10 protein-coding genes are annotated in these 15,961 nt (G+C 59.5%); 4 read left to right on the forward strand and 6 right to left on the reverse strand.

The genetic code is table 11. The features are described from left to right. Positions 1-46 precede the first annotated feature (46 nt). On the reverse strand, positions 47-1,195 hold the full coding sequence (locus VSP_RS36895) for a zinc-binding metallopeptidase family protein (protein WP_009963604.1): 1,149 nt from the start codon (positions 1,193-1,195) through the stop codon (positions 47-49). Between the two features lie 257 nt (positions 1,196-1,452). After that, positions 1,453-1,716 carry a hypothetical protein gene (locus VSP_RS22845; RefSeq protein ID WP_009963606.1) on the reverse strand — a complete coding sequence of 88 codons (264 nt, stop codon included), beginning with the start codon at positions 1,714-1,716 and terminating at the stop codon, positions 1,453-1,455. A gap of 249 nt (positions 1,717-1,965) precedes the next feature. Here VSP_RS22845 and VSP_RS22850 point away from each other — a divergent pair, with 249 nt between their 5' ends. The 4 genes from VSP_RS22850 (at position 1,966) to VSP_RS36905 (ending at position 7,352) form a co-directional block, all read left to right on the forward strand. Continuing rightward, positions 1,966-3,405: a sulfatase gene (locus VSP_RS22850; RefSeq protein ID WP_009963607.1), complete on the forward strand. Its 1,440-nt coding sequence runs from the start codon at positions 1,966-1,968 to the stop codon at positions 3,403-3,405. Between the two features lie 180 nt (positions 3,406-3,585). After that, a complete protein-coding gene (locus VSP_RS22855) occupies positions 3,586-4,944 on the forward strand; it encodes an O-antigen ligase family protein (protein ID WP_157211012.1) in 1,359 nt (452 codons plus the stop codon). A gap of 120 nt (positions 4,945-5,064) precedes the next feature. Next, complete coding sequence (locus VSP_RS39865; RefSeq protein WP_009963609.1) at positions 5,065-5,517, forward strand: PTS sugar transporter subunit IIA; 453 nt, start codon at positions 5,065-5,067, stop codon at positions 5,515-5,517. A gap of 44 nt (positions 5,518-5,561) precedes the next feature. Further along, entirely contained in the window at positions 5,562-7,352 is a 1,791-nt protein-coding gene (locus VSP_RS36905) for a ClcB-like voltage-gated chloride channel protein (protein WP_044134787.1), read from the forward strand. 79 nt (positions 7,353-7,431) lie between these two features. Here VSP_RS36905 and VSP_RS22870 read toward each other — a convergent pair whose 3' ends face one another. From VSP_RS22870 to VSP_RS39875, 4 genes are all read right to left on the reverse strand, one after another. Then, positions 7,432-11,442 carry a PVC-type heme-binding CxxCH protein gene (locus tag VSP_RS22870; protein ID WP_009963611.1) on the reverse strand — a complete coding sequence of 1,337 codons (4,011 nt, stop codon included), beginning with the start codon at positions 11,440-11,442 and terminating at the stop codon, positions 7,432-7,434. Between the two features lie 336 nt (positions 11,443-11,778). Then, positions 11,779-13,869, reverse strand: a complete 2,091-nt coding sequence (locus VSP_RS39870) for an ABC transporter ATP-binding protein (RefSeq protein ID WP_198141217.1) — start codon at positions 13,867-13,869, stop codon at positions 11,779-11,781. A gap of 110 nt (positions 13,870-13,979) precedes the next feature. After that, a complete protein-coding gene (locus VSP_RS22880; RefSeq protein ID WP_009963613.1) occupies positions 13,980-15,020 on the reverse strand; it encodes a glycosyltransferase family 9 protein in 1,041 nt (346 codons plus the stop codon). 216 nt (positions 15,021-15,236) lie between these two features. After that, positions 15,237-15,959 carry a hypothetical protein gene (locus tag VSP_RS39875; RefSeq protein ID WP_053332373.1) on the reverse strand — a complete coding sequence of 241 codons (723 nt, stop codon included), beginning with the start codon at positions 15,957-15,959 and terminating at the stop codon, positions 15,237-15,239. Between the last annotated feature and the right edge of the window lie 2 nt (positions 15,960-15,961).

Consider the following 15,961-nt stretch of genomic DNA (forward strand, 5'->3'; position numbering starts at 1 on the left):
CAGGTAATCTGAGCCTGAGCCCCACCGCTGCCCACCCTGTGAATAGTCAGGCAGCTTCTCGCCAGGCCGTCTGGCCCGCTCCATTCAATCGCTCAGCAATGACGGAGATGCTCTGTCGCACAAACCACAGCTTCCCCACCACCGGGCCATTGAGCACGAAGGGATAGGAATTGGGGTGCCCCAGCGCTCGAGACATCTCGTTGGTCAGCAGACTGAGCTTCACCCACGCATTGATATCCTCCAGGAAGAAGCGCGCCTCCCGCTTGGGCACTCGCGTGCCCAGTACCTTGAGATCAAATTTCTGAATCGCGAACGGCAACTGTCCGCCTTCCAGCCCATAAGTGCGCGCCACATGCACGCCTTCATGGAGGTGGAGGAAATGCGCAAAGGTCTCCGCCCAGTCTTCCCAGGGGTGCGCGGATGCATAGGGGGTGATGCAATCCTGGTTCCAGTCGAGCCTCGCCCCGCCTCCGTAGTACTCAGTGAGACTGCCACCGTAGTCCACTTGCTCGTCTCCGAAGCGCTCCCTGAACCCAGCCAGCCACGTGGGGTCTGAAGCCAGCACGTCCCAGTAGTAGTGGGCCAGTTCATGGCGCATGTGTCCCGCCAAAGTCCGAAACTCCTCCCCCAACTGCTGCCTGACCCGTTCGCGAGAAGCGGCGTCGGCCTCATCCACGTTCAAGGTGATGACGCCGTTCTCATGCCCGGTGATGACGGGGGCCTCGCCAGGGGCCGTTTGCAGAAAATCGAAGCACACCCCTTCTGGAGCCACCAACTGGGACACCAGAGGTATGCCCAACCGCTGCAGCTGCGAAGCCACCCGCCGCTTGGCGGCCTCCGCCTGGGCCCATTTGGCATCATTACCGGAGATGTTGATGTCTGGGTAGGTGCGGGTAAGCAAGCAAGACTGGCATTGGTTGACCGATTCCCCGGCAGGAATCATCCAGTTGCAGCCGAGAACACCGCCGCGGTGCTCGCAAGCGCGGTAGCGCCGCTGTTTCAGCGCAGCGTCGCCGCTCCGGTAGTTTCCTGAAGAAGCATCTTGCGTGAACGAATGGACCCTCCCCGTCTCCGGCACATACCCCAGCAACCGTCCGCATCCGACACAAACGGTGTTCTCGAAAAAGACGATGGTGCCACACTCACAAGTGGAGGGAACCGCAGCAGGCCGCTTGGGGAAATTGAAGAAAAGCATGCCAGCCCAAGGGCACAGGACATACCAACACCCCGCCACAAAATCCCATCGCTCAGCGTGAAGCGATTGTGAGAAAGGGCTCGCTACCGCTCAAAACAAAAAACATGCAGAATGCACTTTCCTCACCTCCCACAGCAGGAAAATCGCACGAGGCGAATGAACTCTGATGGAACCAGCGAAAAGTCTTACCTGTACCACAGGGATTTACCCGCCAGAGACGGCGCAAGCTCTGACGGGCAAAAATCCTGGACGGATAACTAATAAGCCGACTGTTGTGGCAGGCTCCCGGCACCAAGCGCGATTCCGCCAATGAAGAAGGGAATCGCAAGCAATGACTTGAGGAAGGGACCCTTGGCCTCAGCCCAATGCATGATCACAAACACCAAGCCCACAAACGGGATAAAGATGGAGCCCAACCCCCAGAGCACGGATTTCTGAAAGGCCAAGATGAGCAGTTTAATACCGTAGATGACGGAGATGATGAACCCGATACCGATGAGAACGAAGCTGACGATTTCCATGGTGGATAGACTGAAGGTTGAGATTGCTAGAGAATGACGCCAACCGTCACCCTGTCGCCAAACTGCGACGCAACACCTTAGAATAACCTCTCACGAGTGAGCAAGCGGGATGTGGAAAAATCTGGCGGACGGCTACTCCTCGCTCACATCGTCGCCCTGACGTTGCACTCCACTTTCATAAACACCATGGAATCTCCAGCTGCTAAACCAAAACCGCAAGATTCACCTGCCCGTTTCGTTCTGGGGCGAATGAAATTTTCTGCTTCGCTTGTCATCCTTTTCTGTGCAGCCACTGTCGCCGCGTCAGCGGCAGACAAGCCGCGCAACGTGCTCCTCATCATGGCGGACGACTTAAACACTTCGCTGGGATGCTATGGGCATCCTCTGGTGAAATCCCCCAACATTGACCGGCTGGCCAAACAGGGCGTCCGATTCGAGACGACGTATTGCCAGTTTCCCCTGTGCAGCCCGAGCCGGACTTCCCTGCTCACCGGGCGAAAGCCCACCGCCACCGGCGTCCTGATCAATCCGGGGAGAAAGGCGAATACAGATGAACCCAACGTGCATCCTCACTTCCGGGACAAGTTTCCTGACACGGTGACACTGCCTCAATTGTTCAAAAACGCTGGCTTCTTTACCGCCCGGGTGGGCAAGCTATACCACTACGGCGTACCCGGCGAGATCGGCACCAGTGGGCTGGACGATCCACCATCCTGGCAGCAAGTCATCAATCCCCGTGGGGTGGACAAGGAGGTGGAAGACGAGATTCACACCATCGCGCCCCCCAACGCCAAGGGTTCGGGTCGATTCGGGGGCACCTTGAGCTGGCTCTCCGTCGCGAACGACCGGGGAGAACACACCGATGGCATTGGGGCGGCAGAAGGCATCAAACTTCTGGAGGCCCACAAGGACAAGCCATTCTTCCTGGCCGTGGGCTTCTACCGCCCCCATACGCCCTATGTGGCACCGAAGAAATACTTCGACCTGTATCCCCTGGACCAGATCCCCCTACCCTCCACCCCGGCAGGGTTCGCGGAACAAACTCCCAAGCCAGCCATCACCACGAAGAAGAATGAACAGGAGATGACCGACCAGCAACGCCAAGAGGCCATCCAGGCGTACTATGCCGCCACCAGCTACATGGATGCCCAGGTGGGGCGGCTGCTGGACGCAGTGGAACGCCTGGACCTGGCCAAGAACACCGTCATCGTGTTCACCAGCGACCACGGCTACCACTTGGGAGAATACGGGATGTGGCAAAAGCAAAGCCTCTTTGAGCAGTCTGCCCGGGTGCCTTTCATCATCTCCGCACCAGGCGCAGCCCGCAATGGCACAGCGATCGAGACGCCCACGGAACTGCTCGACCTCTATCCCACGCTGGCAGATCTGTTTGCGCTCCAAGCCCCCGCTTACCTTGATGGCAAAAGCCTTGCTCCCCTGCTGGACGGCACGGCGGTTTCCGTCAAGTCTGCCGCCTTCACAGAAGTGCGGCGGGGCAAAATGACCGGCTACGCCGTGCGAACCTTTATGTACCGCTATATCGAGTGGGGCAAAAATGGGGCGGATGGCGTGCAACTGTATGACATGGAAGGCGACCCCCAACAGACTCGTAATCTGGCAGGTGATCCAAAATACTCTGAAGCCAGGGCTGAGATGCATGGTATGATCCAGGAGAACTGGCCTGAGTAGGCTCCTCTTTGACCATCTTAACGCTGCCAAACACCCCAGAGCCCGGACGGGACCTCCGCTCGCTGGCAATCCGCGTCTCAGAGTCAACGGGTAACGAAAGCGACACTTTCGCCATCTTGCCTGTTGCTCCAGACGAGGCACAAATTTTGCTACCATGAGTTCGGCGTCTTTCCCTTCAGCATGATGTCGTTTCCCCCTCCTCTCTGGACACCATTGCGGTTGTGGTTGCGTCAGCATCGCTCGTTTTTCCTCTGGCTGGCCCTCGTGGGATTCATGGCAGGATTCTTCGTGTTCCGTTACGGAGAGCTACAGATTGCCTGGTTCGCAGCGCTTGGCGTGCTACCCCTCTTGGTATCTTACCGGAAGCGGGTGGGCCACATCCTGGTCTCCCAGCCCCTTCCTGCGGTGGTGTTGGGGGGAGCCGCAGTCATGCTCGTGACCTCCATCCTCATGCTGGATGATCCCCTTCCAGATCGCTGGCAGGTTCTGGCCGCGCTTTTGAATCTGGTGCTGCTCGCGGCATTCTTTGCCATCCCGACACTGGCCATCGCCCGCCGCAAGTTCCGCCTCTCCCGCATGCTCAAGACCGTGGTTGTAGTGGCCGCCGCCGCCACGCTTTTGAGCTTCATCGTGCACTATGGCATCCGGCAGGCCGTTTTCCCGGTCGAGCGGTTCAAGAACGTGCTGGTGTACTCGGACGGGTTAAACCCCGTGCTCACAGGGCTTTCCTGCGGCTTCGCCGGTGTGTTGTCATTGGGCTTGGCCCGGCGTGCAGAAACAAAAAGGGGCTTCTGGGTCTGGTGGGCCACCTCGCTCATTCTTATGGCCGGGGTCTTCTATTCTGCCAGCCGCAGCGCCATGATCGCAACCGTGGGGGGAACGCTGGTCATGGTCCTTACTGGCCCAAAATACAAACGCTGGCTTCTGGCTGCGCCCCTCATCTTGGTGGCGATGTTCTACGGCACGGGTCTGATTGGGGCAAGCACGGGCCCCCTCGGCCCAGTGGTGGACCTCGTCAAACGGGGTGACTCTGGCCGCATGGCCATCTACAGCGCCATCAGCAAGCGCATGGTGGAGCCGGCCCATGTGTTTCTTGGACATGGTCTCTGGGCTGCCGAATCTCTCCCCCCAGAAGAGGCCGGTTCGCTGGCCTTCCACGCGCACAGCATGTATGCCTCCACGTTTTACCACAGCGGTCTTCTGGGGGCTGTCTGGCTCTTTGCGGTGCTGGGACTGGGGCTGGAACGGGCGTGGTCCGTCTGGTGGCGCTCTGGCGATGCCGTCTGGCTGGCTTTGCTGGCATTCGGCATGGTGGGGCTCATCTGTGATGGCACCATGCCGTTTCGGGTCATGACCATCACTCGCATTGAACCCGTATTGATCCTTTTCCCCCTCGCTGTCTCCAGCGCCATGGCCACCACCCTGGAGCGGAACCGACGGCGGGAAGAGTACCGGCAGACTCCGCCAGTGGCCGTGTCATCGCTGGTGGATGAAGCTGTGCCCATTCCGGTGCGTATCCAGGTGGATCGGAAGGGCTGAGCCTTTCGCCCACTTCGCTCACGTCACACCTGTCGAGACCGCCCAGACCCGGCACTCATTCATCATCCGCCAAGCGGTCTCGACAGACTGGAAAAAGGCATCTAAAATGGGAGGCCGCTCATGCCTCCCCCAACCTCCTTGTCCCCCGAGGTCATCGCGAGCCTGCCACCGCCGGTATGGCTCGTGTCCACGGATGCTCCCACTGCGATCAGGGACACTCTCTTGAGCTTGCAGCATCATTTCTGCGTCCAGGACCTCCCCGTTTTGATCCAGCAAGTGCTTAACCGGGAAGCACGATCCTCCACTGCCACGGAAGCGGGGGTGGCATTCCCTCACGCTCGCACCACCACGGTCACGGCCCCTGTGCTCGCAGCCGGTCTGTCGCTACAGGGCATTCCCTTCGGGAACGGCATGTTGGTGCACCTCATTTTGGCCGTGGCTATCCCGCCAGATCATACCAAGGAGTATCTGGACTTGATCGCCCATCTGGTCAGGCAGGTCCGGCTGCATACGATGGAGGAATTGCTCCGTATCCGTACCGCATCCGAATTCCGGCAGGTGCTGGCGCTGTAACGGTGGTCGGCCGCAAGCCCCGCCCCATCAATGAACCCGTGTCGATGTCAGCAAAGCATCCTTCAGCCGTGAGCCGGGCAGAGCGGTCGCTGCTCCGACTCCGCTGGTTCTTGGGAAGATCACAGCACGTCCTCAGACAGGCCCCTCCCTTGATTGCAGCGGTCCTCGTTGGCATTTTGGCGGCCGTTATTTCAATAGGGTTCCGCCATGCGATAACCTGGCTGAATCATCTGACCACCGGGCATGGAGGGTCGATCATGGAAGCGATGTCGGCACTGCCGTCGTGGCAGCGCCTGCTGCTGCTGACCATGGGGGGACTGATGGCCGGCTTCGTCCTTCAGTGGGGCACTCGGTGGAAACGCCAGGAATCTACCACAGACTACATGGAGGCGATCGCGTTGGGCGACGGGAACATCCCCATCCGCGCCAGTTTGATGAAATCACTTTCCGCACTGGTTTCAATCGCGTCCGGTGCCTCCATAGGCCGGGAAGGGCCTCTGGTCCAGCTGGCTGCCATGGCGGCGTCCACTCTGGGCCGCCTTTGGAAGTCTGGCATGGCACAACGCCGGCTTCTGGTGGCATGCGGAGCAGCCGCGGGCATCGCTTCCGCTTACAATGCCCCTCTGACAGGCGCAATGTTCGTCGCAGAGGTGGTGCTGGGGACCCTGGCATTTGAAACGCTGGGCCCGCTGCTGTTCTCCTCCGTGGTGGCCACCGCGACCGTGCGGCACGTCTTTGGCGAGGCAGCCCTTTACCAGGTGGAGGTGCTCAATGCTGGTGGAGCCACAGCCCTTCCGGCGCACCTTGGGGTGGGGATCGCAGCAGGGGCAGTCGGACCGTTGTTTCTCGTTGTCCTGCGCTGGGGCACCCGCTTGTTTGTGATCGCAGAGTGGCCCGTTCCTCTGCGTCTTGCCGTCGGAGGATTCATGGTGGGCCTTCTGGCAGCCTGGCATCCCCAAGTGTGCGGGAATGGGTCTCATCTACTCAATGACATGCTGCACGCCCCACCAGAGCTGGGGTTGCTGGTCGTTTACGCGCTGCTCAAACTCACGGCAACAGTCACTACATTCTCCTCAGGGGCCGTGGGAGGCGTGTTTACCCCCACCTTGTTTCTTGGTGCGGCGCTGGGCCAGATTTGTCACGTCGCTATCCATGCCGCTTTTCCTGGGCTGGCCGTTCCTGCCGGTGCCTTGGCCATCGTGGGCATGGGAGCGTTTCTCGCTGCCACCACACATGCACCTGTGACCGCCATATTGATGGTGTTTGAGATGACCTTGGACTATCCCTTGGTGCTCCCTCTCATGCTCGCCTGCGTTGTGGCTCACGGCATCAGTTGCAGTTTGAATCCGGTTTCCATTTATAGTGATTCTCTGGCTCGGAAGGCCGCACAGTCGTCCCTCCCGCCATGGCACCGGATCAACATCGGGCAACTGGTGAGGACCCACCAGATGGAGGTCATGGAAAGCACCCCTTTCGCCCAGGTCGTCCGATGCTTTTCCCGGTCCAGCATCACGGAATTGCCAGTCCTGAATCTGTCCCGTCAGATACGGGGCATCATCCGGCTGCACGATCTCAAGAATCACCTGAACAGCCCGGAACTGGAATCTTTGATTCTGGCAGAGGATATCTGTACTCCGCCTGCACGGGTACTCGACGCTCACGACTCCCTCACCGTTGCACTGGAGGCATTCGCCCGGCACGATGGCGAATGCCTGCCGGTCGAAGGTGATGGGCCTGCAGGCAGGGAATATCTCGGACTGCTGACAAAGACCGATGTGCTCCTGGCCCTGGCCGAGCGAACCTCCGGCGCTGAGCATGCGCGACAGCTAAGCTGAGACCGAGATGAAATGACGAGGGGAGGAAACGGCCGCTGCCATCTCCTCCCCTGGTGCGCGATCGACTGATCGACCTGATTTACTTCACCGGAGGCGCCGCCGGCATGGTGGCCATTGGCAGATGAGGCACGGGATTGGCCTGAAGATAGCCTTCTACATCACCCGTTACCACCACCTGGCCCCACATGATCATGGCATGGCCAGGGAAGGTGCAAACGAACTCATAGTTGCCCTCCTTGTCAGGAGCCTTGAGTTGTAGCTTCTCCTTCTGGCCAGGTTCCAGCATGTGAGTGGCGTCCAGGATTTTGAAGTTCTTGGGCAGATAAGCGCGTCCCTTCTTGTCTTTGTCGTTCGGGGACATCGTCATGGCAGCCATGCCGATGTTCAGATGCTGATCCGGCTCCACCACCACCAGGTTGTGGGGCATCACGTCCGTGTTCTCAAAGAGAATCTCGAACGGCTTGCCCTTCTCCACGACGATGCGCTGGGTGTCGAAGCGCAGCTGCTCATGCACCGTCTTGATGACGAAGACACTCACACCGAGACTGCGCAATTCTTTGCGCAAGCCGCTGTTCCCTGCGAGCGAAGCAAGCTCCATGCCGAGCTGGTTCAGCTCCACAAAGTCCTGATCTGCGCGCCGTTTGGCATCCACCGATTTTGCATAGTTCAGCACCCCTTGGGCGAGATCCCCGGCGGAAGCCTTGTCCCAACTGGTCCGGGGCAGTTGCATCATCGCCCCCGCCACGGCCGCCCGCTCACGACCTTCCTTCAACTCGTTCGCCAGCACCTTGAAGCTCGCCTCAGCATTCTGAGCCCCCGTCAATGGGAGGGCCAGGATGGCGGCTTTACGCACCGGGCCTTTAGTTTTGACATCGGCCAGCAAGGCCGTGAGTTGAGGATAGAAGGCGGCACGCACTGCCGGATCCGTCACCAGAGCAAGCCCTGAGACCACCGCGAGGCGTGACTTCCCGTCAGCCGAGGCTGCCCAGACATCATCTGCTTTGCGATCCTTCATGATCAGAGTCGCCCACGCTGCACGACTCACGGCAGGCATGCGTGCGTTTTTAGCAAGCTCCGTGACCTGCGGGATCACCTTTTCCAACCGGGCCGCCGGGGTGGCCACCAGCATCTTGCCGAGTTCAGTCGCGACTGCCGCGTCTGCACCATCCTTGCCATCCAGCGTCTTGATCGCTGTGACGAGTTCCGCCACCGGATCCGAATTGCGAAGGCGGGCCAGCTCTTTCAGGAACCGGTCACGCTTGGCAAGGTCGTAACTCTTGCGCTGAAGCTTCGCCACCAACACCGCTTCCACCTCCGGCTGAGCTTCGAGTTCCTTGTCATCCATGCGCGTGATGAGGGCCGCAAGCACCGCAGGCTCTGCTGGCAACACCTTCTCCTTGGAGAGCGACTGTAGCTGACGGAGGGTCTCCTTCACACAGTAGTCGAGGTAGTAGTCAGTATCATGCTTGAGGACGTCATAGGCAACTTCAAGCGCCTTGGGAACATCTGGACCATTGAAGAAGCTGGCAGCGCGCACCGCTTCCAGCCGCACACGGGGGCTGGGATCGTTGGCGGCAGCCTTCAGTAGTGCCAGAGCGTTCGGAATGCGATCACGCTGGTAGCACACCACACGCACAGCCTGGGCTCGCGCACGGGGTTCTGGTGACTTCAAAACGGTGGCGATCAATTCTGGGTTCACCACATTGTGCCACTGGTGCACCCACAGACCTTCGAGAATGTGGTGGGCATCCTCCACTTTGTTTGGGTCGAACTGCTTCACCCACTTCTGGGTCGCAGCGATGACCTCTGCCGTGGCGTGTTTGTGCAGCTCGATCTTGGTGCGGGTCCGCACGTCGTTCTCCGGCTCTTTGAGGAGGTCGAGCAGCTTCTCCACCGGCTCGCCATCGATCTTCTTGGGCTCCAGCAGCGGACGGCCTTCGTAAGTCACCCGGTAAATGCGGCCATGGATGTTGTCGCGGTTGGGGTCACGCAGGTGGTGCTGCATGTGACCGATGATCGAGTTGCTCCAATCACTGAAGAACAGGGAGCCATCGGGTGCCACAGCCGCCGCACTCGGGCGGAACTTCTCATTGTCCTTCGGAGAGGTCTCCACCAGCGTGGTGAGCTTCTCGCCGTTCCAGTCATACTCGATGTTCTCGCCCTTCAACCCGGAGCCTTCCTCAGTCACCTTCACACGGAAGATGCCCTGAATGCTGATAACATTGAGGTTCAGGAAATTATCCTTGAACCCCTCTGGGAAATGGCGGCTGCTCAGGATGGTCGTGCCAGCGCAGGGGCGGGACGGGCGGTTCCAGAACTGCTGGTAGTTGGAGTGTTTGCCTTCGCTCAGGAATCCGCTGAAACCAGGGCCGTAGTAGTTGGCATTCCCGGTGGCATCCGTGATGATGTCGTTGCCCCAGTAGTCGAACACGCGACCATGTGGGTTGGCGAAGCCGTAGGCGGCGTAGCGCTCGAACTTCCCAGTCTGGGGTTCGTAACGATAGATGGCCCCATCTGAGTTGCGCACCGGACCGGCTGCGGTCTCCAGTTGGGTGCGGTGGAACACCCCATCTGAACAATACACAGCACCGCCGGGCTCATAGCACATGGAGTTGGTTTCGTGGTGCGAGTCGGAGGCGCAGAGGCCAGTGAGCACACGCTCCGTCTTGTCGCCGCGGCCGTCACCGTCCGTGTCACGGACGAAGAGCAGATCCGGAGACTTCATCACCAGCACGCCGTCCTTGTAAAACTGGAACCCCGTGGGGCAATTCAGATTGTCCAGGAAGGGGGTGCACTTGTCCGCCTTGCCATCATGGTTGGTGTCTTCAAAGACAAGCAGGCTGTCTCCCTTTGGGCTGGTGGGCGTCCGCTCAGGGTAATTCGGCCAGACGGCCACCCAGAGGCGGCCCTTGGTGTCGAAGGCCATCTGCACGGGCTTGACCAGCTCCGGGAACATTTTTTCATCCGCAAAGAGCTGAACCTTGATGCCCGGAGGCATCTTCATCTTGCTGATTGATTCCTCACCGCTCAGGAAGGTGTGCTTGCCGTCCGGCAGATCACCGGGCTTGTTGGTCGTCACTGGCGTCACAGACGGCAGGTTGGAGTCGTCCACCTTTGCGTCCTGGCCCTTGGCGAGCGCCCAGATGACCTTGTCCCGGTTCGCGGTCATCACGTCACGCACACTCATCTCCTCCTGCATCACCTTGTAGTTGGAGACGTAAGGGGCAGGAGCGTTGCGATCACTGATGAACCCTCCTTTGCCCGGCTGGTAGGCGAGGGCAGAACGGCCACCATACACATTGTAGCCGTCCACCGTGCGGTAGCGATTGTGCCAGGCTTCGTTGCGGTCCACCACGGCTGCACGCAGCTTTTCCAATCCATCCAGAGCTGGTGCTTTTTCTCCAAAGAGCGCCTCAAAGAACGCAGGAGCGAGCGCCCTGTAACCCTCGTCCTTCAGGTGGATGCCGTTGAACGTGAGCGGGCTCTTGGACTCCGCATAAAGCTTCTGGGAGATCTTGTAGAGATCCACGAACTGGACGCCTTCCGCAGCCGCCACTTCAGACATGGCTGCCGTGTAGTTCTGGATGTTCGTGTTGTTCTCACCCGGATCGGGCACGTTGGGATCAGCCTGCTTCTCCGCAGCGATGGGAGATACCAGCACAATCCGAGGCGATCCCTTGCCACTGTAGTTCTGAGCCTTGGCATCCTTGAGGAACTTTTCCAGGTTCTTCTTGAATGCGTCGATGCCTTCATACCCTTTAAACGACTCGTTGAAGCCGTAGAAAGCCAGGATCACATCCGTACCCGTCTTGCCCAGCCACTCATCCCGTGTGCCAAAGTTGTCCACGCGGTGCCAGGTGTTCACCTCATCACCGCCGAACGAGAGGTTGCGCATCACAAGATTGTCCTCTTTGAACCGGCTGTAAATCAGTGTCTCCAGCCAGCCAAAGTGCTGCATGCGATCTGCGAGCGTATTGCCTAGGATGCTGATGTGATCGCCGGGCTTGAGTTCCAGCCGGGCGGGTGCCTGGGCATGCAGCCCTCCGGCCATCGCCAGGGTGAGCAGTGTGGTGAACAACGTGGGTTTCATGAACTTGAGTAAGGAAGACTCCGGCACTTGCCGGACACATTTTACGGATTTCGCAGCACTATTAGTTCAGTAGATTCCAAAGAGACAACATAGCCGCCCGGCCCCATCCTAAACGAGGCTGCTCGGGAATGGAGCGGACGACGGTTCTGGGACTGGAATTTCCTGCGCACATGGAGGGAATGGCTCTGAAGGAGAACACGCCCCCGGCTCTTTTCCCAACCCGGTTCGCGGGCATGAAAAAGGGCGACGAGAGCTTTAATGGCACCCGTCGCCCGGATTGGGACAAGAATCTTGCCGTCGGGGGCTACCCCCCAAAGAGACGGCGGTCAGGCAGGATCAGTTTGCCGCGGCTTCAAGAACCTCACTTTCGTAGGGCTCGTCTAGGTTCACGTCTTCCACCGCATGACTGGGGTCCACATTGCCACTGCGGAACTGCAGGTGATAGAGGCGCTGGTAGAGCTCGCAGCGCTGGAGCAGGTCGTGATGCGGCCCAACATCCAACACGTAACCTTTGTCCATGACCACGATCTTGTCGGCCTCCAGCACGGTGGAGAGACGGTGGGCGATGGCGATAACGGTCTTCCCCTTGGCCAGGGTCTCAATGGCCTCCTGGATGATCTTCTCGCTCTCGGTATCCAGCGCCGCCGTGGCCTCATCCAAAAGGAGAATCGGGGCATTGCGCAGGATGGCGCGAGCGATGGAGATGCGCTGTTTCTGACCACCGGAAAGCTTGTTCCCGCTGTCACCCACGATCGTGTGGTAGCCATGCTCCTGATCCTGCACAAAGTCGTGCACGTGGGCCTTCTTGGCCGCCTCAATGATCTCGGTGTCGGTGGCGTTCAGACGGCCATAGCGGATGTTGGCCTCAATGGTGTCGTGGAAGAGGAAGGTGTCCTGGCTCACCACACTGACGTTGTTGCGCAGGGATTCCTGAGTCACCGAGCGCAGGTCGTGGCCATCCAGGCAGATGGACCCGGTGTCGGGATCATAGAAGCGCAAAAGCAGGGAGAACAACGTGCTCTTGCCAGCGCCACTGGGACCGACCAGGGCATAGAACTGACCGGGCTCCAACTCGAGATTGACTCCCTGCACGGCAGGCTGGAGTTCCCCCTCCTTGACCTTGTGAAGCTTGGTCTTCTTCTTCTTTTTCTTCTTTTCGACCTCCTCGGGTGTCGGCACGTAGGCGTACGGAGAAGCCTTCTTCTCCTGGGCCCGATAGGTGAAGGAGACGTCGTGGAAACTCAGGGCACCCTTGGCGTTCTTGAGCTTTTTGGCATCGGGAGCGTCCTTGATATCCGGCTCTCTCTCCATGATCTCGAAGAGACTGCTCGTAGCCACTACCGTTTTCTGCATGAGGAGCTGGATGCGGCTGAGGGCCTTGGCATGCGGATAAATCTGGGTCAGCGCCATCGCGATGACGAGGAACTCCTTGGCCCCCATGCCACGCTGGGAGGCATAAACCAGGCCCGCAGCAAGCCCCAGGGAGGCGGTCGTCTCCACAATGGGGCCCACGATTTCCAGCGCCTTCGTCCAACGGATGATCAGTTCCTGCATGCGCAGGGCCGCACGCTTGAACTTGGACATCTCATAGTCTTCACGGGCATGGGACTTCACCACGCGGATGCCAGCAAAGGTCTCATGCATGGTAACCATGAGCATGCCAGCCTCCTCCTCTTCCTTGGCACCCGCCTTGCGCACCTTGCGCCCGACCGCCATCACCGGCCCGATGCAGAGAGGAAACACGATGAGGGAGGCGACTGTGAAGAACCAGTCGTAGTAAAGCAATGCGGCGAAAATGGCGAGGATGGCCGCAGGACGCTGCACCAGGTCCTGCGAGAGCGTCACAACGTTCTGCTGGGCCACGCGGGCCTGGTTGAACACCACCTGAATGAGGTCACCCACTTTCGCATGGGTGTAGAAACTCAAAGACTGCCGGAGCAGCGAGGCAAACACCTCGTTTCGCAGATCGTAGAGCACCCGGTTTCCCACCCACATCAGACAGTAGTTGGAGAAGTAGGTCAGCATGCCCCGTATAAAAATGAGCAGCGGGATGAGTGCGGCGAAGAAGACGATCAGGGGGATCTCCTGGGGCTGCTCTTCCGGCACACCCACCATGATGGGGAGGCCCGTGGCAGCCAGCATCTCTATATTGGGCTGGGAACCGTCCACCTTGTCTGGGAACCAGTGACTGACCCACTTTGCAGGATCCACCTGGCCCATGAAGGGAATATGAGGCTTCTCCATCGCCTCTCCGGGGAGCACCACAGAGAAGATGATTTGGAACCCAATAATCATCACGGCGTTGAACAAGCCAGAGATGATCCCGAAGAATGCTCCCGCCAGGAACCTCCCTCGGTAGGGCTTCATGTAACTGAAAAGCTTGCCGTAGGCCTTGGTCGCAACGCGAATCACTTCGCGTGTGCTCATTTGGGAAAGCTGTTTGCGGCTGATCTTGTGAGAATCGGACATCGGGGAAGTTGCAGTCTCACTGCCTCCGGGGAGCCAGGGAGTTGAGCATCGCCCCTCCCTCCGCGTAATCAAGAGATAAGCGTATCCACCGCCTGAAGCACCGCCCGGGCGGAAATTGCAGCCATTTCTCCCCCTTTAGCCTTGGGCTTGAACACCTTTTGAGGCAACTCCCCAGCTGGAGTGAGCACCACAGAGTGCTCATGGCGCGCGCGCCAGTGGAAGGGATTGGTGGGACCGAACAGGGCCACTTGGGGCCGGTGCTGCAAGGCAGAGAGGTGCATGGCCATGCTGTCCACACCCACAATCACCTGGCTTCCGGCGATGAGTGCTGCCGTTTCCAGAAGCGAGCAACTGCCGGTGAGGTCAACCACGGGCGTGCGGAGGGCAGTTTTTAAACGAGCCAAGTGGCTCTTTTCCAGGCCGTCACCCGAACCGGTCAGCAGCACATGCAAACCGTGTCCGTCATGCAAATGGGCAGCCACTTCTGCCCAGCGGTCATCCAGCCAGAACTTTTCTTCCCGGGCGGTTCCTGGGTGAATGATGGCGTAGCGGGCGTCGCGTGGCACGCCCAGATCTGCCAGCCTGCTCCGCATGCTTTCCCGCAGGGCATGAGCAGTGATCAGGGCGGGGCCAGGTTCCGGATGCGTCGCCGGGTCAGGGGCATGCTCGCCCAGCTGGCCCAGGAGTTCATTCACCAGCGCCAGATGAAAGTCCACGGTATGGAGGTCCCTTACTGAAGCCTCGCTCAGGTGCGTGTAGGCCATGCGACGCAGCCGATGACCCGCGAACTTCGCATACCCGAGGCGATGAACAGCCCGGGAGAGCTGAACGATCAGCGCAGCGCGATCAGTGCCTGTGAAATCCAGCACCGCCTCCCACTCCCCGGCCAGAGCAGAGCCCCAAGTCTCCAGATTCGCCCTTCCTGACCGGTAGGGGATGATCCTGTCAACCCCCGGCACACATTCAGCGAGGGCCGTAACCTGCATGGGCACGAGCAGCACGATCTCCGCATGAGGGCGGGCCGCCCGCAACGCCTGCACAGCTGGCGCGGTGAGGATGAAGTCACCGATGCGCTTGAGCTGGATCAAAAGATATCGTGCGGAAGACATGTGAGCGCGTGGCGAATGCGCAAAACACCATAGAAGCGGGTTGGGAGAATTTCAGTTTCAACTTTCAAGTTTTCAGCACCAGAACGTGATCCCCATTCCGGCTCCTCATTGCTACCTGCCGCCCACCAGGGTGGCGGGCTCCAGCGTTTTTGACCATCGAGAGCACGAAATGGCTCAACCAGAACTCCAATCTGTTGAACTGTGCCCCGGGGGGGGTCAGCGGTGGATTTCCCCTGCGGTCTCTTGCGTGTGGAGGAACGCTTGCACGACCGATGAAGAAAGGGTGGCCCCAGAGGCAAGGGATCGCGGAACGATCATCGTCGAGTTAATGACCCGGGTCGCTCCGGGGTTGGGCGTTAAAATGCGAGCCCCGTGCAGCACCCCAGGGGTGTGGCAAGGATCGCCGGGAGCGGTCGAACAGTTGTTTACCACAACGATGCGGGGCCGATGTTCCTGCCAGTCTTCCAGAAGGGTGAGATCGTCGGCGAGCAGCTTCTCCTGGCCAGACATCATCGGGTTGTGCTCCGCCAGAAATTCCTGCGGCGTGAGTCCCCTGCCCTCGGCACAACGGCTGTAGTCGGCGATGCAAAACTCGCTCCGCACAGAGGTTGGCTCATAACCCAGCATCAAGAACGAGCGGGCTGGTGCTCCATCCAGATGCAGCCGCGTGGTGTTCTGCTGGTCAAACCGTCCCATGGAGACATACTCCAGCGGCTCGCCAAACTGTTGCCCGTAAAGGCGTGAAAGAGCCTCCTTCAAGGTGACCATGTGTTGGCGCAGCCCCAAAGATTCAGTGCATTGCGGAAAAACCACCACACAGAATCCCGGTTCACGGAAATCTCTCCTGAAAACCCGGTCCGCCACCGACTGCGCGACATCTGGTGTGATGGCGGAGTCTTCCTGATCGATCCAATAGGAAAGGGAAAGCGGAGACATCATGC

Origin of the sequence: Verrucomicrobium spinosum DSM 4136 = JCM 18804, assembly GCF_000172155.1 — a bacterium.
Taxonomy (GTDB): domain Bacteria; phylum Verrucomicrobiota; class Verrucomicrobiia; order Verrucomicrobiales; family Verrucomicrobiaceae; genus Verrucomicrobium; species Verrucomicrobium spinosum.